Annotated in this window: 20 protein-coding genes; 14 read left to right on the forward strand and 6 right to left on the reverse strand. The window is 66.3% G+C overall.

The genetic code is table 11. The annotated features are described in order from the left end of the window. Position 1 precedes the first annotated feature (1 nt). The 5 genes from V5A19_RS04320 to V5A19_RS04340 form a co-directional block, all read right to left on the reverse strand. Positions 2–1,681: an NADH-quinone oxidoreductase subunit 5 family protein gene (locus V5A19_RS04320; protein WP_332318972.1), complete on the reverse strand. Its 1,680-nt coding sequence runs from the start codon at positions 1,679–1,681 to the stop codon at positions 2–4. Positions 1,682–2,187: 506 nt separating this feature from the next. Beyond that, entirely contained in the window at positions 2,188–3,423 is a 1,236-nt protein-coding gene (locus tag V5A19_RS04325) for a dicarboxylate/amino acid:cation symporter (RefSeq protein WP_332318971.1), read from the reverse strand. 550 nt (positions 3,424–3,973) lie between these two features. Beyond that, positions 3,974–4,231, reverse strand: coding sequence for a hypothetical protein (locus V5A19_RS04330; RefSeq protein ID WP_332318970.1), 258 nt, complete (start codon positions 4,229–4,231; stop codon positions 3,974–3,976). 482 nt (positions 4,232–4,713) lie between these two features. Then, on the reverse strand, positions 4,714–5,232 hold the full coding sequence (locus V5A19_RS04335) for a hypothetical protein (RefSeq protein WP_332318969.1): 519 nt from the start codon (positions 5,230–5,232) through the stop codon (positions 4,714–4,716). A 64-nt stretch (positions 5,233–5,296) separates the two neighbouring features. Further along, positions 5,297–6,514 (reverse strand): class II fructose-bisphosphate aldolase, encoded by a 1,218-nt coding sequence (locus V5A19_RS04340; RefSeq protein ID WP_332318968.1) that lies wholly within the window; start codon positions 6,512–6,514, stop codon positions 5,297–5,299. Between the two features lie 190 nt (positions 6,515–6,704). Between V5A19_RS04340 and V5A19_RS04345 the strand changes: the two genes are divergently transcribed. The 14 genes from V5A19_RS04345 (at position 6,705) to V5A19_RS04410 (ending at position 23,500) form a co-directional block, all read left to right on the forward strand. Continuing rightward, a complete protein-coding gene (locus V5A19_RS04345) occupies positions 6,705–7,736 on the forward strand; it encodes a LysR family transcriptional regulator (protein ID WP_332318967.1) in 1,032 nt (343 codons plus the stop codon). Positions 7,737–7,999: 263 nt separating this feature from the next. Continuing rightward, on the forward strand, positions 8,000–9,415 hold the full coding sequence (locus V5A19_RS04350; protein WP_332318966.1) for a form I ribulose bisphosphate carboxylase large subunit: 1,416 nt from the start codon (positions 8,000–8,002) through the stop codon (positions 9,413–9,415). Positions 9,416–9,463: 48 nt separating this feature from the next. Then, positions 9,464–9,808 (forward strand): ribulose bisphosphate carboxylase small subunit, encoded by a 345-nt coding sequence (locus V5A19_RS04355; RefSeq protein ID WP_332318965.1) that lies wholly within the window; start codon positions 9,464–9,466, stop codon positions 9,806–9,808. Positions 9,809–9,852: 44 nt separating this feature from the next. Then, entirely contained in the window at positions 9,853–12,198 is a 2,346-nt protein-coding gene (locus V5A19_RS04360) for a CsoS2 family carboxysome shell protein (RefSeq protein ID WP_332327717.1), read from the forward strand. A gap of 72 nt (positions 12,199–12,270) precedes the next feature. Continuing rightward, positions 12,271–13,800, forward strand: coding sequence for a carboxysome shell carbonic anhydrase (locus tag V5A19_RS04365; protein WP_332318761.1), 1,530 nt, complete (start codon positions 12,271–12,273; stop codon positions 13,798–13,800). Next, a complete protein-coding gene (locus V5A19_RS04370) occupies positions 13,800–14,048 on the forward strand; it encodes a carboxysome peptide A (protein WP_332318760.1) in 249 nt (82 codons plus the stop codon). Before V5A19_RS04365 ends, V5A19_RS04370 begins: the two co-directional genes overlap by 1 nt. Continuing rightward, on the forward strand, positions 14,048–14,335 hold the full coding sequence (locus tag V5A19_RS04375; protein ID WP_332318759.1) for a carboxysome peptide B: 288 nt from the start codon (positions 14,048–14,050) through the stop codon (positions 14,333–14,335). The genes V5A19_RS04370 and V5A19_RS04375 overlap by 1 nt, the downstream gene beginning before the upstream one ends. 60 nt (positions 14,336–14,395) lie before the next feature. Then, positions 14,396–14,710 (forward strand): BMC domain-containing protein, encoded by a 315-nt coding sequence (locus tag V5A19_RS04380; RefSeq protein ID WP_332318758.1) that lies wholly within the window; start codon positions 14,396–14,398, stop codon positions 14,708–14,710. Between the two features lie 144 nt (positions 14,711–14,854). Beyond that, the gene (locus V5A19_RS04385; protein ID WP_332318757.1) at positions 14,855–15,178 is read left to right on the forward strand and encodes a BMC domain-containing protein; all 324 of its coding nucleotides are present in this window, start codon (positions 14,855–14,857) and stop codon (positions 15,176–15,178) included. A 65-nt stretch (positions 15,179–15,243) separates the two neighbouring features. Next, positions 15,244–15,705 carry a ferritin-like domain-containing protein gene (locus V5A19_RS04390; RefSeq protein ID WP_332318756.1) on the forward strand — a complete coding sequence of 154 codons (462 nt, stop codon included), beginning with the start codon at positions 15,244–15,246 and terminating at the stop codon, positions 15,703–15,705. Between the two features lie 18 nt (positions 15,706–15,723). Continuing rightward, positions 15,724–15,993 carry a hypothetical protein gene (locus V5A19_RS04395; RefSeq protein WP_332318755.1) on the forward strand — a complete coding sequence of 90 codons (270 nt, stop codon included), beginning with the start codon at positions 15,724–15,726 and terminating at the stop codon, positions 15,991–15,993. Positions 15,994–17,107: 1,114 nt separating this feature from the next. Continuing rightward, positions 17,108–18,676 (forward strand): proton-conducting transporter transmembrane domain-containing protein, encoded by a 1,569-nt coding sequence (locus V5A19_RS04400; protein ID WP_332318754.1) that lies wholly within the window; start codon positions 17,108–17,110, stop codon positions 18,674–18,676. Positions 18,677–18,755: 79 nt separating this feature from the next. Beyond that, positions 18,756–21,308 carry a YbcC family protein gene (locus V5A19_RS04405; protein WP_332318753.1) on the forward strand — a complete coding sequence of 851 codons (2,553 nt, stop codon included), beginning with the start codon at positions 18,756–18,758 and terminating at the stop codon, positions 21,306–21,308. Between the two features lie 134 nt (positions 21,309–21,442). After that, the gene (locus V5A19_RS04410; RefSeq protein WP_332318752.1) at positions 21,443–23,500 is read left to right on the forward strand and encodes a SulP family inorganic anion transporter; all 2,058 of its coding nucleotides are present in this window, start codon (positions 21,443–21,445) and stop codon (positions 23,498–23,500) included. A gap of 89 nt (positions 23,501–23,589) precedes the next feature. Here V5A19_RS04410 and V5A19_RS04415 read toward each other — a convergent pair whose 3' ends face one another. Beyond that, positions 23,590–25,914, reverse strand: coding sequence for a nitric oxide reductase activation protein NorD (locus tag V5A19_RS04415; protein WP_332318751.1), 2,325 nt, complete (start codon positions 25,912–25,914; stop codon positions 23,590–23,592). Positions 25,915–25,927: the final 13 nt, after the last annotated feature.

Here is a 25,927-nt window from a genome sequence, read left to right on the forward strand (position 1 = left end):
GTCAGACCCACCTCATCCAGACGTTGAGCCGGCCGGCGGCGGCCAGAAGCCCGCGGGCTAGGCGGGTAAACAGATCGGGCAGATAGAACTCGCGGGAAACCAGGGCGTAGAAGCTCATCCAAACCCGGCCGGCGGGCAGGTGCTGGTGCTGGCCGTTCTGCTCGGCGTAATAGGCGAGCCCCCAGCCGAGCACGATCAGGAGGGTGATCAGGCCGACGAGGAGATCGAACCAGAACAGGTTGAGCTCCGCAGCGTAGAAGATCTGCGCCCTGAACGCCTCATCCGGATACAGGAACAGATCGAAGGCGTGGCTGATCAGGGAGTAGCCGACCACCACCACCGCGAAGGACAGGATGCTCAAGCCGACCAATCGCCCCAGATTCTCGGTACCCATGCGATGGGTGGCGAACAGCAGCTGGGCGCCGGTTACCCAGCCGAAGAACAGGAGCACGATGGCTCCCTGCTTCTGGAAATAGTCCTGGGAGACCATCAGATGCGCCAGGACCAGAATCGATACCGGAACGGCCAGCGTGATGCCGGCCATCAATAGCCAGGGCAGACGGGTGCGGGCCGGGCGGCGCTCCACGATGAAGGTGTAGAGGTCGTCCTTGGGGGCGCCGTCCTGCTGGCGGGCGGCATTGATGACGCTGCCTGCGCCAAGGAACAGCGTGCCCTTGAATAGGCCGTGGGCGATCAGATGGAAGATCGCCAGGGAGAAGGCGCCGACGCCGCACTCCATGATCATGAAGCCCATCTGGCCCATGGTGGAGTAGCCGAGCGACTTCTTGATGTCGTTCTGCGTGAGCATCAGCGCCGAACCGATCACGGCGGTAATCAGGCCCACCACGAAGACCATGTGCAGCACGCCTTGGGTGTGCACGAACACCGGGGCGAAGCGATTGATGAGAAAGCCACCGGCGTTGACGATGCCCGCGTGCATCAGCGCCGACACGGGGGTGGGACCATCCATGGTGTAGGGCAGCCAAGTGTGCAGCAGGAACTGCGCCGAGCGCGCGAAGGCCGCAAGCGCCACCAGCCAGCCCACTACCTCCGCTAGCGGCAAGCCTAAATAGCTGTGAACGCCCGGATTGGCCGCCATGGCTTCGAAGATCGCCGGCAACGACCAGGTGCCGTAGGCCTGATACAGGAGAACCGCCGCCAGGACCAGCGGCAGATCCCCGATGCGGTAGGTGATCAGGGTCCAGAAGGCGTAGCGGTAAGCGGATGGGCTTCGGGTGTCCTGGCCGAGCAGGAAGTAAAGCAGCACACCGATCAGATGCCAGGCCACCAATAGGGTGACGAGATCGCCGGCGGCGACCATGACCAACAAGGCCGCCGTCATCAGATCCAGCAGCACGAAGAAGCGCAGGTAGCCCGCTTCGTCGGCCATGTAGCGCAGGGAATAGACGTGCACGATCAGGCTGATCCCGGCGACCACCATGGCCATCAAGGTGCTCAGGGGATCGAAAAGTAGCATGCCCCAGGCGGGGCCGAGGGAGACTGCCTCGGGTCCCAGGCCGCTCAGGGCAAGGCCGAGTGCGGCGGCGGCGAGTCCGAAGGTCACGCTTGCGAAAGCGACGCTCAGTCGCCCACCGCCCCGGCCCAGAGGGGCGGCGAGCAATTGGATCAGGGCGGCTGATATGAGCGGCAGCGCCGCTACTACTGCGATGAGCCCTTCCATAAGCCTGCATCAAACCCCGTTGTGCGCCATGGAAGCCCCCCGCTGACCTGAGCCGGCGGCAGGCATGCCGGATCCTACGGTTCGCTGGCGTCGCGCCCCCTTACCGGAGCGGGGGTGCGGTTTCAGGGCGATTGGGAATTAGTCTACGAAGGGGGTGGATTAGACAAAAATCGATAAAACGAATGGAGCCGATTGCCAAAAGCCGATGGGATAGCGGTTGATGGCATGGCAGTAGCCCAGCCATGGGGCCTGCGGGTCAGGCTTCCGCAAGCCGTGTAGGGGGTAGCAAAGACCGCGTTTGTCCGCCGTAAGGGGAGGCGTTGGGGGCAGCGAGAGGGTGGCTTGAGCGAGGGCAGGGCAAGGGGAAGGAAGGTTCCCCGACGGAGCGGAGACAGTGCCGAAAGGGGAAGGCTTACTCGGGGTCCGGAAAGGCCACACGGTCTCACCAGGGAGGTTGATTAGGTCTTTGTTCCGGCTCTCCCCGTTTCGGCCATGGCGAGGCCGATTTAGCCGAGTGGAGCTTTCCCACCCTGGCGCTGCAGGAAATTGTCCACCACCGCGGCCCCTACGGCATCGCCCCAGACGTTGGTGGCGGTGCGGAAGCGATCCAGCAGCCAGTCCACCGCCAGCAGCAGGCCGATGCCCTCCAGCGGCAAGCCCACGGCGTTGAGCACGATCACCATGGTCACTAGGCCTGCCTCGGGGATGCCGGCGGCCCCGATGGCCGCCAGGGTGGCGGTTACGAACACGATGCCCTGCTGGGCCAGGGTCAGGTCCAGTCCATAGGCCTGAGCGATGAACAGCACGGCGCAGGCCTCGTACAGGGCGGTGCCGTCCATGTTCACGGTGGCCCCGAGCGGCAGCACGATGCGCCGGGCCGAGGCGCCGACGCGGTTCTCGCGGACGCCCTCCATGGTCAGGGGCAGGGTCCCGGAGGAGCTAGCGGTGGCCAGGGCGGTGAGCACGGCGCGCAGCATGGTCACCAGATACTGCAGGCCCCGTCCGGTCACCAGCCGCAAGATGACGAACAGCACCAGGAAGTGCAGGGCCAGCCCCGCGACCACCGTGACCACGTGCCAGCCCACCGCCGATACCTGCTGAATCAGGGCGTCGCCGCCACCAGCCTCCCCCAGCCGCCCGGCCACCAAGCCCAGGATGCCCAGCGGTGCCATGTACATGAGCCAGATGACCAGCTTCATGATGGCCTCGTTGAACCCGGTGAAGAACTGGGCCACAGGCCGGCCGGGCTCGCCCACGGCCACCAGGGCCACGCCGAAGGCCAGGGCGAACACGATCAGTGGCAGCAGCTTGGTCTCGGCGGCGGCCGCCACCAGGTTGGGGGGCAGGACAGCGTTGATGAAGTCGGTGGCGCCGGCGCCCTCGCCGCCGGCGATGGTCTCGGGCACTTCGGTGGCTCCTGCCATGTCCACGCCCACCCCGGGCTGGACCAGGTTGACCATGACCAGGCCGATGAAGACAGCGATGCCGGTGGTGACCAGGTAATAGGCCACCGTCCAGCCGCCCACGGTGCCGAAGTGGCGGATGTCGCCCGCGCTCAGGACGCCGCTGATGACTGCGGCTAGGACCAGGGGGATGACCAGCATCTGCAGGGCGTTGAGGAAGACGGTGCCTATCCAGGCCACCGCATGCACCGGTGTCCCCCCGATCCAGCCGATGACGGCCCCAGCGAGGACTCCGATGATGATGCCGAACAGGATGGCTACGGCGTGCTTGTGAGGCATGGCCCGGGCCCTGCTAGCGGACGTGGAGGACCTACTTTACCAGGGAAGGCGTTGGGCAGCGCGGATTATGATGGCTAGGCTAAGGGGGCATCCGCCACACCGCTGTGGCGTTCCGGCCTCTTTGGCCCCGTGGTCCGGTCTTTTAGCCCGTTGGCCGCCGAGCCAGGCCGGGCTGGCGGGCCTTTCCTTGCCCGAAGCCCGCGATCCGACCCCGGGTGGGATAGGCCGCAAGGCGCTGACGGGCTGGCCGGGAAGCGCGGTGAGGCGGAAGTGCTCGCCACCACCGGCCGGCGTCCCGATGAAAGGGATGGCGGCTGGGCGGCAGAGTCGTTGGCAGTCGGTCAAACGGGGCTTAAGGGTACTCCGGCGCGGGCGGGCGGGGAGCCGGTGACGGAAAAAAGCAAGCAAGGGTCCCGGTGAGCCGGGGTTGCGCTATTGCTCTGCTGATGGGAGCAGTGGGGCAGCCTTTGCCCGCGTCCGCCGAGGTCCATCCCTGGTCCGGCCTGGCCAGCCTGGTGATGCCCGGTCTGGGCCAGAGTGTCCAGAGCCGCTAGGAACCGGCGCTTGTGTCCTGCGCTACAACGGCACCACCTACTGCAGCGAGCTCCTGGGCACCGTAGCCACCGACACCGCCTTGCTTTCCGCCTACGACGCCTTCTCCGGCGATCAGGGGCAGTCCGCCGGGGAGCTGATGGCGGAGCCGTTCCGGCCCCGCTAGCTGCAGCGCATGACCACCTGGATCCCCATTGCCGGGCGGGCAGCGCTGGTCCTCACCGACACCGAAGCCGACTGAAGCATCATCACCCATTACTCCATCTCCAAGTGGGAGATCGGTGCTGCCAACGGTTTGAAAACCGAGTCGGGGGCGTTGAGCGAGGAGGCCTTTTTCAGGGGGCGACCAATGAGCAGTTCACCCGGGCCTGGGGGACCAGCCCAGGCATGCCCGCCTCATCGGTGCTGATCGGGTTGGTCCCCAACGGCCGCGGCGGCACCGCCGGAAGCCCCGCGGCCGCAGGTTTCAGGGTCTACCTTGGATCGCTCCATCTGCGCCATGGCTGCGACCTGGGGGAGGGCGTGGCGGTCCCCTTCTGTGAAACTAACTGAGCGCGGAGGGCTACTTGACCGCAACGGACGATCCTGACGAGGGCGCCGAGCAATAGAGCCTAATCCGGCTGCAGGGCCGGTTCCAGGCGTCAGCAGCCCAGGCGCCGCGGGCGGCGGGCCATGGCCCCGGTTTGGAGGTCCCTGCTGGAGCAGGGAATCATGGTCCGGCGCGCGGCTAGCTGGGTCCTAGCCGTTGGGGACGGCCGGCAGGTCAGGTTGCGGAAGCAAGCGCCCGGTGGCGGGCTCCTGGGTGACCGCCCGGCTCAGGAGATTGGGGAAGCGCGTGCCCAGGCGCTCCAATTGCGCCCTTATGTCCTGGTCGGGGGTGGTGTGGGCGAAGCAGGGCGAGAGGGACCCAGCCGGGTCGGCGTCCTGTTCCTTCCTCTCCTCAAGGAGGAGGTTCACCAGCCCGCCCAGGGTCTCGATCTCTCCCTGGGGACCCAGATCGGTGGCAAGCCAGCAAACGTACCACTCGTCCTCGTGGCCGAAGCTCTCATGCACCAGCGGCTCCGTGGCCCCATGCGACAAGGTGGCTTGGCCCAGCGCGGTGACTGTGGCCAGGGGCGCTGGGTCCCGCCAAATCCCCAGCAGGGCCTCGGCCTCCCGGTTGGGGGCTTGTCGCCCCCGATAGGCCAGGAAGTGGCCCACCACTTGGCAGATGCGGGTCAAAGGTCGGTCGGCGTTGGCCACCACCAGCACACTCATGACGCGGCCCCGGTGGTGGCGAGAGAGCGGGTCCGGGGCGTGCGGGTCGCCGAAACGGTCATGGTCATGCCAGATCCCTCTGATTGCTGTTGTCTAAAGGGGGAACCTTGCCGGTCGGGGTTTCCGCGGGCGTTGCCGGCACCGGCTGACTCGTGGCAGGTCCGCCGCCAAGGTGCCGGTACGGGATGCTTAGGCAGCCCTGGGCTTCGGGGTGTAGCCTGCCGTTAGCGAAGGCGGCGCGGTCGGGGTGGGCCTCGAAGCTGGCAAGGGCCTGGGGGTGGCAAAGCCGTACGCGCCAGGCATAGCGATAGCTCGCGTCCTCGGCCACCACGGCCCCACCGACCGCCTCCCGCACCCCAGGGATCCCCCCCAGGAGCTCTTCGCCCCGGGCCAGGATGGTCTCCATATCGCCTTCCGTGGCCTCCCCAAAGTTGCACAGCAGGAGCTGCTCGGCGGGCTGCCATGGGGCGCATTGGGCCAGCACCTCGGCGGCGCGCCCGGCCGAGCCCCAGCTGCGCATGTGCTGCTCGGCCTCGGCGGCGACCGCGTCGCTGATACCCGCCATGGCATCGGCGTCCGTGCTGCAGTTATCCCGGATGCGCTCCCCGGCTACCTCCGCCAGCCGGATCCGGTAGCCGATGGCGGCCACGCCGTGGCGGATCAGGCGGCGGTACTGGTCCTCGGTGAGGTCGTTGCCGGCGTCCACTGACAGTGGGATGCCCAGGGACTGGTGGACCTGCTTAAGGCGGCTGTAGTCCACGCGCCCCTTGCGGCTGCCGTTGGTCTCGCTTTGCACCGGGCCCAGGTCCAAGCGCAGCCCGGCCACGCCGCTGCGCTCGACGAAGCCTTTGGCCTCAGCGGGGGTGCTGACGGTGTCCGGGCTCGGGGCTGCCTCGCTGGCTACGCCGCAGTCGCGGGCGAGGGCGGCGGCTGCCTGGACCTGCTGCACGCTGCGGGGGAACGAGTCCTCCCTGGTGGTCAGCCGGACCCCGTTGCAACCGAGCCGGATGGCGCGCGCGGTAACCTCGGGGTCGGCGGTCACCGCCATCTGGATCGCCACCGGAACCAGAGCCCGGCGGGCGGCGGCTTCCATGGCGGGCAACAGCATTTCCCAATGGCTCTCATCGGCCGTGTCGGGAGTAAGCAGGACCGGGGCCCGCGAGGCCTCGGCGGCCGCCATGACGCCGCTCAGGGATTCCAGGTCATGTACCGCGAAGGCGCCCACCGCATAGCCGTGGTGGTAGGCATGGGCAAGCATATGGTTCAAATCCGTTAGAGACATGGTCAGCCGCTTCCTCGCGGGCCCCGAACTCCCGGACTGCCTGGGCAACCGGCGGGCGCCCGCTTTGGGGAATATTTCCGCGCCGGGTTCACACAACGCTTGCAATCCCGACCTTTACGGTTAAGTATTTTGGGCAGGGTAAGGTATAAATAAAATTCCTTCTTTCTATTGTTCGCATAGGTAATAATCGATGTCGGGAGCCGGAAAGGACCTCGCACGGCGGGTCACGCTGCGCCAGCTCAAGATCTTCGAGGCCTTAGCCCGCAATCGGAGCGTCACCCGGGCTGCCGAGGAGCTTTACCTGACCCAGCCCACCGCCTCCATGCAGGTGAAGAAATTGGCGGACGCCGTGGGCATGCCGTTGTTCGAGCAGATCGGCCGCCAGGTGCACCTGACCGAGGTCGGCCAGGAGCTCTACGAGGCCTGCCTGGAGATCTTCGACAGCCTGGACCGGCTGGAGATGCGGGTGGCGGACATGGAGGGGCTGAAGCGCGGCAGCCTGAAGATGGCCGTGGTGACCACGGCCAAGTACTTCGCGCCGCATGTGCTCGGCCACTTCAAGCAGAAGTACCCGGGCATTGAGGTGTCGCTGAAGGTCTCCAACCGGGAGCGCGTCCTGGAGCGGCTGGCGATCAACGAGGACGACATATACATCATGGGCCAGAAGCCGGTGGAGGAGCTCGACATCGAGGCGGTGCCCATCGCGCCCAATCCGCTGGTGGTGATGGCGCCGCACGGGCACCCGCTGCACAGCGAGACCGAGATCCCCCTCGAGCGGCTGGTGGAGGAGCCGTTCATCGGGCGCGAGCCCGGCTCCGGGATCCGCCAGGTTACCGAGCGGATCTTCGATGCGGCGGGGCTGCACCCCAACATGATCATGGAGCTGAGCAGCAACGAGGCGATCAAGCACGCCGTTGCCAGCGGCCTAGGCATTTCGGTGCTTTCCCTGCATAGCCTGACTCTTGAGAGGGCCGACGGGCCGGTCGGGGTGCTCGACGTCCAGGGCTTCCCGATCGACCGCTACTGGTACGCGGTCTACCCCCGCGGCAAGAAGCTGTCGGTCATCGCCCAGTCCTTCCTGGACTTCATGGTGAAGGAAGGGGCCAACGTGGCCGAGGAGATGGACGAGCTCATGGAGGCGTTCCTGCCTGCCCGCGCCTCGCGGGTTTCCTGGGAGCCCCTCGTGGCCCCGCCAGCCCAAGGCTCGGACCACGGCGACTGACTCCCCCTTCCCGCCGGCGGGTCCCCCGGGACCGGCCGCTCGCCGGCGCCCCTTGCGCTCCCCCGCTCAGCCCCTCGCGGCGGGGCGCCGGCAACCCTTCCCGGCCCTTCCCGGCGCTGTGCCCAACTACCCGTAACTCATGGAAAAAAGCCATTTTCTGGTTTTTTCTATGGATTTCATCGATGCAATCGATTGCATCTATTCTTGTTCATCGGTTAATTTCTCGTTTGGCATCCCATCCGTGGCAAGCGAGGAGTTCTCCCATGGCAAGCAAAACCTACGACGCTGGGGTCAAGGATTACGCCCAGATGTACTGGACCCCGGATTACGTCCCGCTCGACACCGACCTGCTCGCCTGTTTCAAGGTCACCCCGCAGGCCGGTGTGCCGCGGGAGGAGGCGGCGGCGGCCGTGGCGGCCGAGTCCTCGACCGGCACCTGGACCACCGTCTGGTCGGACCTGCTGACCGACATCGAATACTACAAGGGTCGCGCCTACCGCATCGAGGACGTGCCCGGCGACGACGAGGCCTTCTACGCCTTCATCGCCTACCCCATCGACCTGTTCGAGGAGGGGTCGATCACCAACGTGCTCACCTCGCTGGTGGGCAACGTGTTCGGCTTCAAGGCTATTCAGGCCCTGCGCCTGGAGGATCTGCGCTTCCCCATCGCCTACATCAAGACCTGCCAAGGCCCGCCCTTCGGCATCCAGGTCGAGCGCGACAAGATGGACAAGTACGGCCGCCCCCTACTCGGCGCCACCATCAAGCCCAAGCTCGGCCTGTCCGCCAAGAACTACGGCCGCGCGGTATACGAGAGCCTGCGCGGCGGCCTGGACTTCACCAAGGACGACGAGAACGTCAACAGCCAGCCCTTCATGCGCTGGCACGACCGCTACGAGTTCGTCGCCGAGGCAGTTCAGAAGGCCCAGGCCAAGACCGGCGAGCGCAAGGGCCACTACCTGAACGTGACCGCCCCGGACCCGGAGCAGATGTACGAGCGTGCCGAGTTCGCCAAGGAGCTGGGCATGCCGATCATCATGCACGACTACCTGACCGGCGGCTTCACCGCCAACACCGGGCTGGCCAAGTGGTGCCGAAAGAACGGCATGCTCATGCACGTTCACCGCGCCATGCACGCCGTCCTCGACCGCCATCCCAAGCACGGCATCCACTTCCGCGTGCTGGCCAAGTGCCTGCGCCTGTCCGGCGGCGACCACCTGCACGCGGGTACCGTTGTGGGCAAGCTCGAGGGCGACCGCGCCTCCACGCTTGGCTTCGTGGACCAGATGCGCGAGGCCTTCGTGCCCGAGGACCGCTCCCGCGGCGTGTTCTTCGATCAGGACTGGGGCTCCATGCCGGGCGTCTTCGCCGTGGCCTCCGGCGGCATCCACGTGTGGCACATGCCTTCGCTGGTGACCATCTTCGGTGATGATTCGGTGCTGCAGTTCGGCGGCGGCACGCAGGGTCACCCCTGGGGCAACGCGGCCGGCGCCGCTGCCAACCGCGTGGCGGTCGAGGCCTGCGTCGAGGCCCGCAACCAGGGTCGCGATGTCGAGCGCGAGGCGCGCGAGATCCTGACCGAGGCCGCCAAGTCGAGCCCGGAGCTGGCTGCCGCCATGGAGACCTGGGAGGAGATCAAGTTCGAGTACGAGACGGTGGACAAGCTGGACACCCAGTAAGTCTCCCGCTTTCGCTCGACTACCCATACGCAACGAGAGGAAACCGTCATGGCAATTTCCGACGAGATGCGGGATTACCGCACCAAGCAGACCATGGAGACCTTCGGCTTCCTGGCCTCCTTCTCCCAGGAGCAGGTCTACGACCAGATCGCCTACCTCATCGCCCAGGGCTGGACCCCGGCGATCGAGCACGAGCACCCCAGCGAGGCCTTCGACCACTACTGGACCATGTGGAAGCTGCCCATGTTCGGTGCCCAGGACCTCGACGAGGTCATCCAGGAGCTGGAGGCCTGCCATCGGGCCTACCCGGACCACCACGTCCGTCTGGTCGGGTTCGACGACTACACCCAGAGCCTGGGGACGGCCTTCGTGGTCTACGAGGCCCGCGGCTAAGCGCCGCTTGGCGAGCTCAATCCATTCGACGTCAGGGGTGAATCATGGCCAACCCTGAACAGCAAAGCAGCCGGGAAGCCGCCCGCGCCCGTCGCCGGGCCCAGGCCGGACGGGGCAAGGCGGACATGCCCGACAAGAAGCCCGGCAGCGGTGCCAACCCGGGTTCGGGTGCCCAGTCCGGCGCCAGTGCTACCGCCGGTTCTGACAGCTCCGGGGCGGCCCGCTCGGGCGGCTCCGCGCCTTCCGGCAAGGAGGCGGCCAAGGAGCGGCGGCGCGCCATGGCCGAGGCCGGCAAGGCCGCGCTCAACGGTACCGATCGTACCCGGGCCAAGGCCGCCGGCGGTGACCAGACCACCGGTGAGGCCGAGGCCAAGGGCGATTGCGGCTGCGGCGGCAAGTCCGGGAGCCAAGCCGAGCAGGAGCAGCCCCAGTATGGCGAGCAGGCGGCTGCCGAGGCCGGATCGGATCGCTCCGACCGCCAGGGTAATGGCCGTGGAAACCGCTCCCGCGCCAATGGCCGGGCCCGCCGCCCGGTGCATGCCGAGGAGTCCACCGCGCGCACCATGGCCAAGGCCCGTCGCCGGGCCCAGGCCGATCGCGGCAAGGCCGCCGATACCCAGGGCAACCTGTCGCCGGCGCAGGCCGCGCGCCAGGCCAACCCGGACTTGTCCGGCCGCGAGGTGGCCCGCAAGGTCCGCGACAAGCGGGCCAAGCAGGGCGGTGCCGGTGAGAAGTCGGGATCCAGCAGGCCCTGCGGCCGGATGCGCAAGAGCCATTCCGCTCAGCAGGGCGGGTCCGCCGATGCGCCCTGGAAGGTGGGGGCGAGCGAGACCAGTCACGGCCAGGAGGTGACCGGCACCCAGACCGGCTGGTCCGAGCACGTCACCGGCGAGGAGCCCGGCAGCTGCCGGACGATTACCGGGACCGAGTACCTCGGCGCGGACATCTTCCAGGAGTTCTGCCACACCACTCCGGAGCCGTCGGTGTCCAAGATCGGCGTCAGCCAGACCGGCCACGGGCGGTCGGTTACCGGCAGCGAGGTAGGCCGCAGCGAGTCGGTGACCGGCAACGAGCCCGGCACTTGCAAGGACGTCACCGGAACCGAGTACCTGTCGCCCGAGCAGTACCAGAGCTACTGCAATACCCGGCCCGCCCCGGGCCCGAGCGTGATGTCCCAGGGCCAGACCCAGGCCGGTCTGGGTGTCACCGGCGATCTCTCCGGGCAGTCGGAGCGGGTCACCGGCGGCGAGCAGGGGGCCGACCGGGCGATCACCGGGACGCAGTACATGCAGCGTGGCCAGGACACCGCCCCGGACAAGGTCGGCACCAGCCGTAACCTGGGCAGCGGCAGCATCAGCGGCAACCAGGTGGGCCGCAGTGAGCGGGTTACCGGTGACGAGCCGGGAAGTTGCCGCGACGTCACCGGGGACGATTACATCGGCCGCGAGCAGTACCGCGACTTCTGCGGAACGGAACCTAGCCGGCCCAGCGAGCAGAAGGTCGGCCAATCGGCCACTCTGGGCGGCCACCGGGTGTCCGGCACCATGACTGGCCGCAACGGTCGGGTGACCGGTGCCGAGCCGGGTACCTGCCAGGCCGTCACCGGGACCCCTTACGCCGGTGCCGAGCAGTACCGCAGTTACTGCGACCCTCAGGAGACCCAGATGGCGGCGGCGCGCCAGCCCCAGGACAGGGGCACACCAGCCTCCCAGGCGACCGGGGACCAGCCGGGCCTGAACGGCAAGCTGACCGGGTCCGAACAGGGCGCGTGTCAGACGCCGACCGGCACCCCCTACGTGGGCGGTGACCAGTACGCTGAGGCCTGTCCAGTGCAGGCGGCTGAGCCGCACAGTCCGGACTATCCGCAGCCGCTGGGTGAGGCGCCGTGGACCGACTTTAGCGTCGAACCGCCGTCCCATGCCTCGGATGTGGAACCCCATTCGTCGCGTGTTACGGGGACGAGCTACGAGCAGGGGCAGATCACCGGGGCCTTCAGCATGGCCGAGGGCAAGGTGACCGGGACCGAGGACTTCCGGCATGGCAGTTCGGGCGCCGGTGGTTCCGTTCAGCCTGCCAGCCAACGCTACGCCCACGCCCCGCAGCAGGCTCCGGCCCAGCGGGAGGAGGGCCGTGTGACCGGCGAGGGGATGGATGTCGGCGCCGCAATCACCGGCGACGATTGGGACCGTGGCGAGCGTGTGACCGGCACCGAGGGCACGGCGGCGCGCCGTAACCCCAGCCGGCGCGGCCAGGCCGGGACCGCCATGCCTATGGATTGGGCCCAGAAGCGCAACGAAGACGTGCCCATGCCGGAGAGCCCGGTGACCGGCGGTGCCGGCACCACCGAGAAGGGTGCCGGAGTGACCTACTCGGGCGGCGCCCGGGGCTAGGCGAGGAGCGGGGCCATGCCCACAGGCCGAAATCGCCATAGCCGGTCTTCGACGCAGCGCCAGGGTGCCCGGATGGGTCGCCCGGCGGAGCTTCGCCCCCAGCGCGAGGAGGGCCGGGAGGCCGGCGGTCATCAGCAGCACGGTCAACGGCCCGCAGGGCGCGAGGCGAGGGGTGCAGGTCGGACGGGCCGCGGCCGTGGCGGCAGCCATGCTTTGGTCCCCGCGCGGGACAACGAGCGGTTGCTGACCCACGAGACCGAGGTCAAGGGCGCTTTCGATCGGATCGAGCCTTTCCTGCGGCGGTTATCGGCCATGCAGCACGAGGCCGGATTTGTCGACCGGGCACAGGGCATGGCCCGCTCCGAGCTGGGCTTCGAACTGCCGCAAAAGGTCCTGGACAACGCCTGGATCCAGCAGCTGGACATCCGGTACCTGTACGCCTGGTGCGTATTCGAGACCTACCGGGCCTATGCCGATGATTTCTATCGGCGCGAGCCGCTGGCTCCGGATCCGGCAGAGAAGGACCGATTCCAGGCTTGGCTGCAGGAGTGCGGTTTCCACGCGGTGGATATCTCGCCCTGCTCTGACGGCCGGCTGGCCCACGTTATCCGCTACGTGCTGCGGCTGCCGCATGGCCTAGTCCGGCGCAAGTCGTTCGCCGGTGCCATGTTCGACGTGGAGGCTAGCCTCAAGCGTTGGGTGGAGACCGAGCTGAATCGCTATCGGGAAGGGGTGCCCAGTACGGCGGATGCGCCCACGCGCTATCTGAAGCTCGCCGTTTACCACTTCAGCTCGGGGGAGCCGGCGACCCAAGGTTGCGCTGCGCACGGTTCGGATACGGCAGTTGCCGCCGCGGCGGCGCGGGATCGCTTGCAGGACTTTCAGGAGGCCATCGAGAACAGCTTCTGCTGCGGGGCGTCCATCGATCTCCTGATGGTGGGCCTGGATACCGATACCGATGCCATCCTGGTGCACCCGCCCGATACCAAGGGCGATCCCGATCCGGAGCGGTTCGTGGAGAGTGAGGCCCTGTTCGATCGCACCCAGGGGTTGGATGCCGAGGCCGCCCGCGAACGCATCAACGAGGCGGTGGCGGCGGTGGCGAGTGACAGCGAGTCGGGGATGCGGCGTTTCATTGCCGGCCTGCTCGAGAACAACTTTGCCCAACTCGCTTATGTGCGGGCCCATCACGGTGGCCGCTACGGCGATATCGGCCACAACGAGCGCTTCATGGGCGTCGGCATGGGGTTCGAAGAGGTCCAGCTGCGTAATCTGACCTACTTCGCCTACTTGCAGACGGTGGAGGAGGGCGCGCCCGACCTGGATGTGGGCGTCAAAATCTTCTCCGGGCTGAACGTTTCACGGGGGCTGCCGGTCCCGGTGGTGCTGCGCTTTGACTACCACGGCCAGGTGCCGGGGGCCAGAGAGCGGGCGGAGGCCCGCACCCGGCGGGTGGCGGAGGCGCTGCGCAACCGCTTCCCGCAACTGGCGGAACAGGGCCTGCTGCACAACCTGATGGCCGTCCGCGATTGCGGCAATAACGGAACGCTTGAGGTGATCGGCTCCTCGCTGGAGCCCACGGGGACTGGGGAGACGCACTGATGAAGATCTGCCAGGTGGAGAAGCCGCTGGTCGCCACCCACCGCATCGCTGGTCTGGAGCACCGGCACCTGCAGGTGGTGTTGGACGGCAGCTCCCAGCTGGTGGCGGTGGACGCCATCGGCTGCATCCCCGGCGACTGGGTGATCTGCGTGGGCAGTTCGGCCGCGCGTGAAGCGGCTGGAAGCAAGGAGTACCCGAGCGATCTAACCATCGTCGGGATCATCGATTACTGGGAAGAGGGCGCCTGATGGAGATCCGTCGGGTGGAGTCCTCACTGGTTTGCACCCGCCGGATAGACGGCCTGCAGCAGACCAGCCTGCGGGTGTTGACCGACGCGCGAGGTAAGCGCGTGGTCGCTGTCGACCCGATCGGGGCCCGCCCCGGCAACTGGGTCTTTGTCGTAGAAGGTTCCGCGGCCCGTTACGCCGCGGGGGATTTTGGTGTCCTTACCGACCTGACCATCGGCGGGATCATCGACTACTGGGAAATCGAGCAGGCGGATGATTCGCCCCAGCCCAGGAAAAAGGTCGGCTGATTCCACCCCTAGGCAAGGGACGCAGGGCAGACATTTATTCAAGCCACAGGAGAAAGAGCCATGGCGAGCGAAACCTACGGAATTGCGCTGGGAATGATCGAGACCCGTGGTCTGGTGCCGGCCATCGAAGCCGCCGACGCCATGACCAAGGCCTCGGAAGTCCGGCTGATCGGGCGGGAGTTCGTGGGTGGCGGTTACGTCACCGTCCTGGTGCGCGGTGAGACGGGCGCGGTCAACGCGGCGGTTCGAGCCGGTGCGGACGCCTGCGAGCGCGTCGGCGACGGCCTGGTCGCGGCCCACATCATCGCCCGTCCGCACCGCGAGGTGGAGCCGGTGCTGCCCGCCGGCGGTGGCGAAGCCCTCGAGCAGCAGTAAGAGGCGGCTCCGCGCACGGGCGCCCCCGAACGCCCGGTCCCGCCAGATTGGCTTCGGCGGCAGGGGGGCCGGCGCCGGGTCGGGTGGCCGTCCCATAATAGGCAGCGGGGACCCAATGGCCCCGCCCATACAGGAGAAGGGAAGATGGCGAGCGAAACCTACGGCATTGCCCTGGGCATGATCGAGACCCGTGGTTTGGTCCCGGGTATTGAGGCGGCCGACGCCATGACCAAGGCCTCGGAGGTTCGACTGATCGGCCGGGAGTTCGTTGGCGGCGGTTACGTTACCATCCTGGTACGTGGCGAGACCGGTGCCGTCAATGCGGCGGTGCGGGCCGGAGCGGACGCCTGCGAGCGGGTCGGCGACGGCCTCGTGGCGGCCCACATCATCGCCCGTCCGCACCGCGAAGTGGAGCCGGTGCTGGGTAACGGCGGCAAGAGCTTGGCGGAGTCTCCGGCCACAAGCTAAGAGGTGGATTCCGGGATCTGCCCGATCGCAAGTCGGGCTAATCAACCTACGGGGCGGGAACAGCCATGAGGAACAGTGACCCTCGCGTGCCGGGGTTCCTGGGCAGGGCCTTGAGCTTTGAGATGTCGGCGGTCCAGCAGTATCTCACGCACGCCCGCTTGGCCGACAACTGGGGTATGGACCGGGCCTCTTCGCAGTTCCGTCAAGAGGCCCAGGAGGAGATGGGCCACGTCGATCGCCTGGTTGCCCGCATGCTCTCGCTCGGGGTTGCTCCTAACGCTTCATTCCTGCGCCCAGTGGTCACCGGCCAGGATTTGCAAGAGGTGCTGCGCGCCAACTGGCAGCTGGAATCCGAGATCGTGAGCCTCTACGAGCAGGCTTTCCATTTTTGCGCACGCTCCGGTGATTCGAATGGTCAGGCCTTTTTCGGGGAACTGCTCCGGGAGGAGCAGGAGCACGCCCGGGAGCTGGAGCGTTGGCTGACCCAGCTGACCGAGCCGGGGCCAGTCGCTGGTGCGCGATCCTGACACCTAAGGAGGGTAGCCATGACCGACCATTGGCAAGAAATTCAGCGGCCACCCCGACTGGAGGCGCGCTTCGATTTCCCCGATTACGGCACCTTGCGTGCCTTCCTGGATGAAGCGGCCGAGCTGTCGGAGCGCACCGAGATTTTCGCCGATATGAGCTTCGATCGGTATTCGGTGCGTCTGAAGGTCCAAGCCCCGGATGGTGAAAACGAGCTAACGGATGCCCAGCGGAGCTATGCGCGCGATCTGGAGCGGCTGGCTTTGGACCAGCTCGCCATTACGGGCTGAAGGCTGAGTCGCCGCTATTGCCCGGCCTGGCCGGGATGGGGCGGTGGGCGTCGCCGTTGGTAGTAATCCATGCAGCTGCGAGGTGGCGAACCATGAGTGAGCAGGACAGCGATCAAAAGAAGCCTTCCACCGGGTCGTCGAAGGGCTCCGCGGCCCCCAAAGGCAAAAGTTCAGGCTCCCAGGGTACCAGCTCAAGCGGTCAGGGGAGTGGCTCGGAGAGCCCGGGTACGTCGAAGGCATCCTCCAAGGGCCAGTCTGCCGCCGCCGGGCAGGGGACCAGCTCGAGGGGCCAGGGGAGCGGTTCGGGAAGCCAGGGGTCGTCTAAGGCCCAATCCGGCAACGCAACCCCGGCTTCGCAGGGCGGAAGCAAATCCGCTTCAGGTGGGCGCCCACCTAGCCGGCAAGCCAGGGGCGGTCAGCGACTTCCCAAAAAGGACACCTACCAATCGCTCCCCCGGATACCGGATCCGAACGGCCTGCAGGGCCACGGACGCCTTCCGGGTCCGGATGCCTTCCAGGTGGCCCCGCGCGTTTGGCCGGATTGAGGCTCAGGAGCTGGTGCTCGGAACGGTGAATGGCTGTCCGGGCTGGCGGTAATATCGCCGGCCTGGTGGCCCTTGCGCTGGCTAATCCTCGTCAATCGTGGGGACGTGTGCCATTGGTGGGTGGCAAAGACCGTGGGCCCTGCGCCGCTGCGGATTGTTCGGCATTGCGGACACTCCTGACACGGCTATGCGTTATCCTTGAAGCGCAAACGCCAGGCCCAAATGGATGACCCCTGGCCTGTGCTCCTTGCAGGCATAGACAGGGTTACCGCGATTTAGGCACTGGGAGAAAAGAAGAGGGGACCAGGCTCGCGCGGGGGGGGGAGGGTGGTCTGGGATCGATTGCCTCCGGTTCGAGTAGGGCCGGGTCCCTTTTTCGTCCCAACGACGGTCCAGAATCCCGCAAAGCTTGGGCTGAAGCCATTGGTATAGATTTTATAAATGAAGCCCATTAAAAAGATAGATTAGTAAGGGTTCCCCCATTGGAGCCTAGACTCGGCCTGTAAGCAAACATGGACTCAGTCGCCGAGAACTGCCTATGGCAACTTTCTTGAGGGGGGTTCGTCTAAATGGCATTCAATGCACTGCTTACCCCTGAGCTTTGGCTTCTGCTAGCTCCTTTGATCATGCTTGTAGTGGGGGTGGTGCCGAGCACCCTAGCCAACCGGTTGCCTCAGCAAATGGCTTTGGCCGTCCAAATGGGCACCGCCCTCGGATTGGTCCTGTGGCTGGTAGCCATTGTGGTTTCCCTTTCGGGTGAAACGGCAGAGGGCTTTCTCCGGTGGGCGGTTCAGGCCGATCGGGTCACCTTTGCGATCCTACCTCTGGTCGCCTTCTTGCTAAGCATCGTCGCCGGCTACAGCAGCCGCTATCTCGCCGGCGAGGCCGAGCAGGGCCGGTTCTTCCGCTGGCTGGCCCTGACCGCTGGTGGCTTCATGATGGCGGTGGTGGCCGGCAACTTGTTGCTTTTCGTTCTGGCCATGCTAATAACGGGCAGCTTTCTCAACAAGCTGCTCACCTACTACCAGGAGCGCATCCGGGCCCAGATGGTGGCCCATAAGAAGCTCCTATTTAGCAGAGTGGCGGATTTCTCCCTGGTTGCTGCCGCCGTCCTGCTGGGCTTTGGTCTGGGCACCCTTTCCTTCGATGGGATCGCTGCCGAGGTAAGCTCTGAAGCGGCCTTGCCCTGGCAAGCCCATATCGCCGCTTGGTTGATTGTTGCCTACACCGTTCTCAAAAGCGGGCAGTTCCCATTCCATGGCTGGCTGTTGCAGGTCATGGAGGCCCCCACGCCCGTATCGGCGCTCCTGCATGCGGGCATCGTCTACAGTGGCGCCATCGTGGTCCTTCGTACCCACGAGCTGCTTATGGCGGAGGGTGGCGCACTGACCCTCATGCTCCTTGTGGGCCTGGTGACAGCGGCCATCGCCTCACTGGCCATGCTCACCCAGACGGCCATCAAGAGCTCGCTGGCCTGGTCCACCGCCGGCCAGCTGGGCTTCATGCTCATGGAGCTGGGTCTGGGGCTGTTCGTGCTGGGTCTGCTGCACTTGATTGCCCACTCCCTGTACAAGGCCCATGCCTTCCTGTCATCGGGCAGCATCGTTGATCTTTTGCGGGGGCCGGCGGCACCGCCCAAACGGTCGCCGCCCCCCGCGATGTGGCTGGTTACGGTGCTTGGCAGTGCCGTCATTACGTTCGGCATGGCGGCTTTGTGGGGTCTGACTCCGGCTAATGAGCCTGCGCTGATTGCCCTGGGAGCCATTCTTTCGGTCGCCATCAACCAGTTGCTGCTAGCCAGCCGCACGAGCGCCTCAAGCGCTGGCTTCTTGGGGAAGCTGGTGGGCCTGAGTGTGGTCGTTAGCGCCGCCTATTTCGCCCTTCACAAGCTGTTCGCGGCGGTTTTCGCAGCCGATTTGAAGCCCATTCCAGAGACGGCTTCCGCGGGGCAGTACCTGCTCCTGGGACTGGTTGCAGTGATCTTTTTGAGCTTGTCCTTCTTTCAGACGGTGCTTATCCATAGGGGGGAAACCCCGTGGCTGAAGCGCCTTTATGTGCACCTCTACAACGGGCTCTACACCGACCAGCCGGTGGAGCGACTGGTCTATCGGGTGTGGCCTGCCAAGTTTCGGCGGTGAGCGCGGCCCTGCCCGCGCCATGACCGGCGGTTTCACCGTCCCCTGAAACCGTTTATCCACCGGACGGGGAGGCGAGGCAATGAAGATCGAAGAGTCGGCAACGCTCTCCGGGCCCGCCGGCGGGGCCGCAGCGAATATCGACCAGGCCATTGATACGGTTTGCAACCGCATCCCGCCATTTTGGCCGCTGGATTGCCTGGTTGCCACTAACCCCTTCCACGGCTTCGTCGACTGGGATTTTGACCGCGCGGCCGAGTACCAGCTTCGCGTCCTGGGGCGACCACTGACCATGGACCGGCGATGGCTGGCCCAGCAGCTCGCAAGCGGGCGGATCAGCGAGGAGGACCTGGAACAGGCCCTGGAGCTGGCAGGCAGTGAGCTGATCCCCGAGGACGTCCGGGCAGCTGCGAATGAGCCCGAGCCGCCCGCAACGCGCATCATGTTGTATGCGGATCTTCTCGATGAGCGCTACAGGCCTCGCTTTTCCCGTTATGTGATCCAGCAGATCAGCGGGTTTTGTGGTGCCTACTACGACCAGGGCCAGGTCCTGTGGCCGATGCCCCGCTTCGGCGACTCGCTGTACGAGGCGTGGCTGGAATATACCCGAATCGACAAGACCCCCGGCGAGATGGAGATCCGCACCAAAAAGGCCCTGGAACAGCTCCCCCGCGAACCGCGCGAGACCATTCGGTCCGTCCTCGAGCGCTTCCAGGTGCCTGCCGAACGCATCGAGGATTTCCTTTACCTGGCCTTGACCCGAGTGGGTGGCTGGGCCAGCTATCTGCGGCATCGGCGCTGGGAGGCCCAGATGGCCGGGCAGGAGGATGACGACATCGTCGATCTGCTGGCCATTCGGGTGGCGTGGGAATTCATTCTGGTGGAGAACTGCGACCGTCCCGCCCGAACTCGGCTATGGCTGCAGTACCTGCAATCCTTGCCGCGTGATCTGAGGCCTCACCAGGCCCATGCCCTTGAGGTGGACTGCGTCCTGCAGCGGGCGGTGGAGATCAGCTATCAGCGGGGGGTGGTCGAAGGCCTTGGGGCGCGTCCCCAACCGGCACAGGACGAAGCACGGGACGACCATCGCCCACTGGCCCAGGCCGCCTTCTGCATCGACGTGCGCTCCGAGGTCTACCGGCGGGCCCTGGAAACGGTATCCGATGCCATCCAGACCCAAGGCTTTGCCGGCTTCTTCGGCCTCCCGGTGGCGTACCAGCCGCTCGGTGCCGGCTGCCCGCGGGACCATCTGCCGGTCCTTCTGCCGGCTAGATACCGGGTCTGTGAGGCCGTTCCGGAGGGTAGTCCCGATACCACCTCCGAGCTGGTTGGCAGGCGCCGCATGGCCTTGGCGCTAAGCAAGGCCTGGAAGCAGTTCAAATTGTCGAGCGCCTCCTGCTTTTCCTTTGTGGAATCGGTGGGCTTGCTCTATGCGCCCAAGCTGCTCACCGATCACCTGGGCCTGACACGACCGGTGCCCCATCCCGAGTCCAAGGGCCTCGACCGCAGCGAGGCGGCGGCATTGTCGCCCGATATCGACGGCACCACATGCGCCGGCAACGACGCGGGCGAAGCGCTCAGCGTGGGTATCCCTAAGGAGGATCGGCCCGAGCTGGCTGCCTTCATCCTCAATGCCATGGGGCTTACCGAAGGGTTCGGTAAGCTGGTGATTCTCGCGGGCCATGGCAGCTCAACAGTTAACAATCCCCACCGCGCAGGGCTCGATTGCGGGGCCTGTGCCGGGCAGACCGGCGAGGCCAGCGTGCGCATCGCCGCGGCGATTCTTAACGACGTCGAAGTGCGTGCCGAGCTGGCCGAGCGAGGCATAACCATTCCGGAGGATACATGGTTCGTTCCCGCCCTCCACGACACCACCAGCGACGAGGTGACCCTGCTGGATACTGAGGCCATCCCGGAGCGGTTCCAAGAGGCCCTGTTGCAGCTGCGGCGCTCATTGGACCAGGCCGGAGCCCTTGCCCGGGAGGAGCGGCTCGGTTTGCTGGAGGATCGGCCGACCTCCTCGTCTGAGAGTGCCCTGAAGGCGGTGCGCCAACGAGCCGCCGACTGGGCCCAAGTGCGGCCCGAGTGGGGACTTGCGGGCAACGCCGCTTTCTTTGCCGCGCCGCGCTGGCGTACCGGGCACATGGCGTTTAATGGCCGGGCCTTTCTGCATGAATACGACTGGCGCCGGGATGAGGGCTTCGAGGTGCTCAATTTGATCATGACGGCGCCCATGGTGGTCGCCGCCTGGATCAATCTGCAGTACTACGGCTCCGTGGTGGATCCCGAGCATCTCAGTGCCGGCAGTAAGGTTTTGCACAATGTTATCGGGGGGCGCCTGGGGGTTCTTGAAGGAAACGGTGGCGACCTGCGGGTGGGGCTTCCCAAGCAATCACTGCATGATGGTCGCCAGTGGGTTCACGAGCCCCTTCGCCTTAGCGCCTTCATCGAAGCCCCCCAGGCGGCGATCGACCGAACCATTGAAGGGAATCAAATGGTTCATGATCTGGTCAGTAATCAATGGCTTCACCTGTTCCAGATCGCCGACGAGGTTGAGGTAAGCCGTCGGCTGCCTGCAGGGGGATGGGCTCCGGCGCCTGGGGCCCCTGCTTCGGAGCCGGCTCGGGCCGGCTAGGCCATAGCCGGGGTCCTCCGAGCCCTGCTGGTCCTTCGCTAACCCCACTAGCCACGGCAAAAGCGCCCCCAAAGTGGACCTTCCGGAAGGCCGCCGGGGGCTGGTTTTATGCGTTACATCCTGAGAGCTTTTTCATGAAAGACCGTCTGGCTACTTTCCTACCGTTTTTGAACTGGTTCCCCATGTCCCGGTCCGGGCTCCGTGGGGACCTGATCGCCGGCATGACCGTGGCCCTGGTGATCGTGCCGCAAAGCATGGCCTATGCCCAGCTGGCCGGCTTGCCCGTGGTGTATGGCCTGTATGCCGCCTTCATCCCGGTGATCGTCGCTTCCTTGTGGGGGTCCTGTAGCCAGCTACACACCGGGCCAGTGGCCATGTTGTCGCTGATGTCGGCGGCAGCGCTGGTGCCGTTTGCCTCACCGGGCAGCCCCCGTTTTATTGAGCTGTCGGTGATGCTCGCACTGATGGTCGGGGTTTTTCGGCTTATCCTCGGTCTGTTCCGCATGGGGGTCATCGTCAATTTCCTGTCCAGTCCCGTCATCGTGGGTTTTACCAACGCGGCGGCGCTGATCATCGGACTGTCCCAGCTGAGCAAGATCCTGGGGGTTCCCTTCCCGCGCAGCGATTTCTATCTCCTGGACCTGTGGAATGTCCTCAACCAGATCCCCGAGGCCCACTGGGTTACGGTGGCCTTTGCCCTGGGCGCATGGGCGGTTATCCATTTTGGCCGCCGTCTGTCGCCGAGCTTCCCGGGGGTCCTGGCCGCTGTGGTTCTGGCCACTGCCGCGAGTGCCTGGGTAGGGTTCGAGCAAAAGACCAGTGTCCCCCTGCATCGAGTCGAAGCTCCCGACTTCGCTGCCGCTGTGGAAAGCTATGCGCAGCAAAAAGCGCGTATTGACGAGATCACCGAGCGTTTGGCGCAGCTCAACAGCCAGCTCCGACAGGCATCGGCCGAGCGTGCTGGGGAAGCAGGGGGCGACCGGGCCGATTTGAAAGCCGAGATCGGCCGGCTCGATGGCGAGCTAGCGGGGCTAAAGTCGGCCAAGAACAATTTGCGGATCCGCCTTCACCAATTTCGGTTAACCGCCAGCGAGGGCGAAGGCCCGAGACGATTCCGCGCCGAGGACGCTACCGACGGCGCCGCATGGCGTTTCGCCGGGGTCGGGGATGACACGGTGACCCTGTCGGCTGGCGGCGCCGTGGTAGGGGATATCCCGCAAGGCTTGCCGGCGCCCTCGGTGCCCACAATGGAATGGGACCTGATCCCGTCGCTATTGCCGGCCGCCCTGGTCATGGCCTTGATCGGGTTCATGGAGGCGACCTCCATCTCCAAGGCCATTGCAGCGCGCACAGGCGAGCGGATTGATACCAGCCGTGAGCTGGTGGGTCAGGGACTGGCGAATATTGCCGGCAGCTTCTTCGGTTCCTACACGGTCAGCGGGTCCTTCTCGCGCTCGGCGGTGGCGGCGCGGACGGGGGCGACCACGGGCCTGTTCGCAATCATCAGCGCTCTGGGGGTGATGCTCGTCCTGTTGTTCTTCACCCCCTACCTCTACCACCTGCCCCAGTCCGTCCTGGCGGTGATCGTGATGACCGCTGTTTTCGGGCTAATCCGGGTCAAGCCGCTGGCTCACGCGTGGAAGGTGGAGCGCCCGGCCGCCTTAATCGGCGTGGTAACCTTCATCGCTACCCTGGTGATGGCCCCGGACCTGGCCAACGGCATCCTGATCGGCGTGGTGCTGACCATCCTGTGGTACCTGGTGCGTACCATGCGGCCCCGCGCCGAGATCGTTTCCAGGAGGCCGGATGGTTCGTTGGGGGGCATCAAGGCCCACAACCTCGAGCCCCTGAGCAAGCAATTCGTGCCGGTGCGCTTCGACGGCTCCCTCACCTTCGCCAACGTCGCCTACTTCGAGGACATCATCCTGGAAGCCCTGGTGGAGTTCCCCGACGCCCGGGCGGTTCTGATCGTGGGCAGCGGCATCAACACCATCGACGCCACCGGCGCGGAAACGGTGCGCGAGCTGGCCCAGCGTCTGCAGGACCGGGGGGTCCAGCTTACCTTCAGTAGCCTGAAGCACCAGGTCAGAGAGGTTTTCGACGAGGGGGGGCTGGTGGAGCTGATCGGCGAGGAGAACTTCTTCGGGGACAAGGAAACCGCCCTCAAACGGCTTGAGGCCGCCTACTGCTGATTTCGGCTACCGCCTGACCCCACGAAAAAGCCCGGCGCCCCATGAGGGACGCCGGGCGGTGGGGCAATTGCTTCTGTGTCGCTGTCCGCTCAGGTGGTGAGGTTGGCGAACAGCTCCGGCAGCCGCTCCGGCAGCCGCTCCACGTGGTCCAGCACGGTGTAGCCCCCGGGGCCGAAGATGCGCCCAACGTAGTCGTCGGCCTGGCTGTCGAGGGTCAGGTTGTAGGTGTGGATGCCCTCGGCAGCCAGCTCGTCCACCGCCTGCTTGGTGTCGTGGCGCAGGTACTGCGGGTCGCGCTCGTCGATGTCCGCCGGCTCGCCGTCGCTGACCGTGAGCAGCAGCTTCTTGGACTGGGGCTGCTGCCGCAGGAACGACGCGCCGTGGCGCATGGCGCCGCCCATGCGGGTGGACAGCTCGCCCTGCATGCCCGCCAGCCGGGACTTGACGTCGTCGCCGTAGGGCTCGATGAAGTCCTTGAAGCGGTAGTACTGGACGTCGTGGCGGCCGTCGGAGTGGAAGCCGTGCACCGCGAACGGGTCGCCGATGCCGTCGATGGCCCACGACAGCAGCGCGGTGGCCTCGCGGGTGAGCTCGATCACGGCGAGGTCGGTGCCGGCCAGGGTCTCGTTGGTGGACTCCGATAGATCCAGCAGCACCAGCACCGCCAGGTCGCGGGTATGGCGCTCCAGACGCATGTTGACCCGGCTGTCCGGTGAAACCCCCATGCGCAGGTCCACCATGGCCTCGATGGCGGCGTCCAGATCGATGTCGTGGCCCTCCTCCTGGCGGCGCTTGCGCACCATGCCCTCGGGCTGGAGGCCGTCGATCAGATACCGGATGTGGCTGGCCAGCCCCTTGTGCTGCTCCAGGATGGCTTCCATGAAGTCCGGGTCGCCAACGGCCGGCTTGCGCTCCAGCACGGTCACCCAGTCCGGGCGGTGGAGCTGGATCTGGTAGTCCCATTCCGGGTAGTGGTAGGGGCGGCTGACCTGCTTCTTGCCTTCCTGCTCGTTGATGGAGACCTCTTCGCCGTCGCGGTAGAAGGGGGTTTCCAGGATCATCACCTCCTCGGCGTCGTCGCCGGCACTGGGCACGTCGAGGGTGTTGACCATCTCCATCAGGCTAACGGTGCGCCGGACCTGATGGTCCGGCGACTTGTAGCCCACCGCCGCGGCCTCCTCCGACTCCTCGGCGAAGCGCCACAGCCAGGCATTGTCATCGCGGTAATAGGGCAGCAGGCCGTCTAGATCGCTCTGGGTTGGCAGCGTCGCCAGCTCGCTGATGCGCTTGTGCAGGGCTAGGCCCACGCTCCAGGCCAGGTGCAGGTCGCGCGGGTTGTCGGCCATGAGCTGCTCGAAGCGCGCCACCACCTCGCGGATGGCGCTCGCCTCGGGCTCGAAATCCGGATCCAGGAAGGCCCGGATGGCGTGCTGGATCAGGCGCGACCCCGTGTCCTCGGCGTCGGTGGCGTGAAACGGCAGCCACAGCTCGCGCAGGCCGGGGAATTCCGTCGCCGCCAGGTGCTCCACGCGGGCGTCCTCGGCGAGGCCGATGAAGAACCGCTGCGAGGTGGTCAGCTCCTGCGGCGACAGCTGGTGGTCGTGATAGACCAGATGCGCGGCGGCGTGAGCGGCCGCGGCGCGGTAGACCAGGTTGCCCTCCAGGCCCGCCACCGCGTCGTAGGCGTCGGGCAGGTGGATGACGTAGTCGTCGATGAAAGGCCGATACCCTTCCCGGGTCTCGAAGTCGCCGGAGGTTGGCCGCATGAAGAAGTCGCTGTTCCACAGGGCGCGCAGGTAGAAGTTGAGCCGGCGCTGCTGGTCCACCAGGAGCACGCCGCGGCGCTCCTGCTGCAGCACCGCCTGGGCGTCGGAGGACTCCAGGGCGAAGTACTGCTGCTGGCCCTGGAAATCGCGCTTGTAGGCGTCGGCGCCCCAGTTGGCCCAGCGGCGCAGGCCGCCCAGGGTGAGCCGGCCCAGAAGTACCTCCAGGTTCTCCAGCATGGGCCGGATGCCACGCGGGGCCCGGCTGGAGAGGTTGTGCAGGAGATTGAGATACTCGCTGACCAGGGCGGCGTCGCCCAGGCGGCGGGCGGCCACTGGCAGGGTGGCGAAGATCAGGGAGATCACCTGGCCCGAGACCAGGGAGGACAGCTTCATGGCTGCGCTGACGGACTCGGGCACGACGTCCTCGCCCACCTCCTTGGCCACCGCCGGTGCCTCCTGCAGGTAGGAGACCACCAGGTCGGTGCCACGGCCGAGCTTGCAAAGGGCCTTGGCGCCTTCCAGGTAGCTCTCCAGACCCTTGGGCGACATCACCTGGGCGGCCTCGTGGTAGGAGGCCTCCAGGGTGTCGCGCACGTGCGGGTCGATCTGCTCCAGGAACTCCTGATATTCCTCGAGATGTACGGTCATGGCTGGGCCTCGT

Source organism: Thiohalorhabdus sp. (assembly GCF_036628635.1).
In the GTDB taxonomy this organism is placed as follows: Bacteria; Pseudomonadota; Gammaproteobacteria; order Thiohalorhabdales; family Thiohalorhabdaceae; genus Thiohalorhabdus.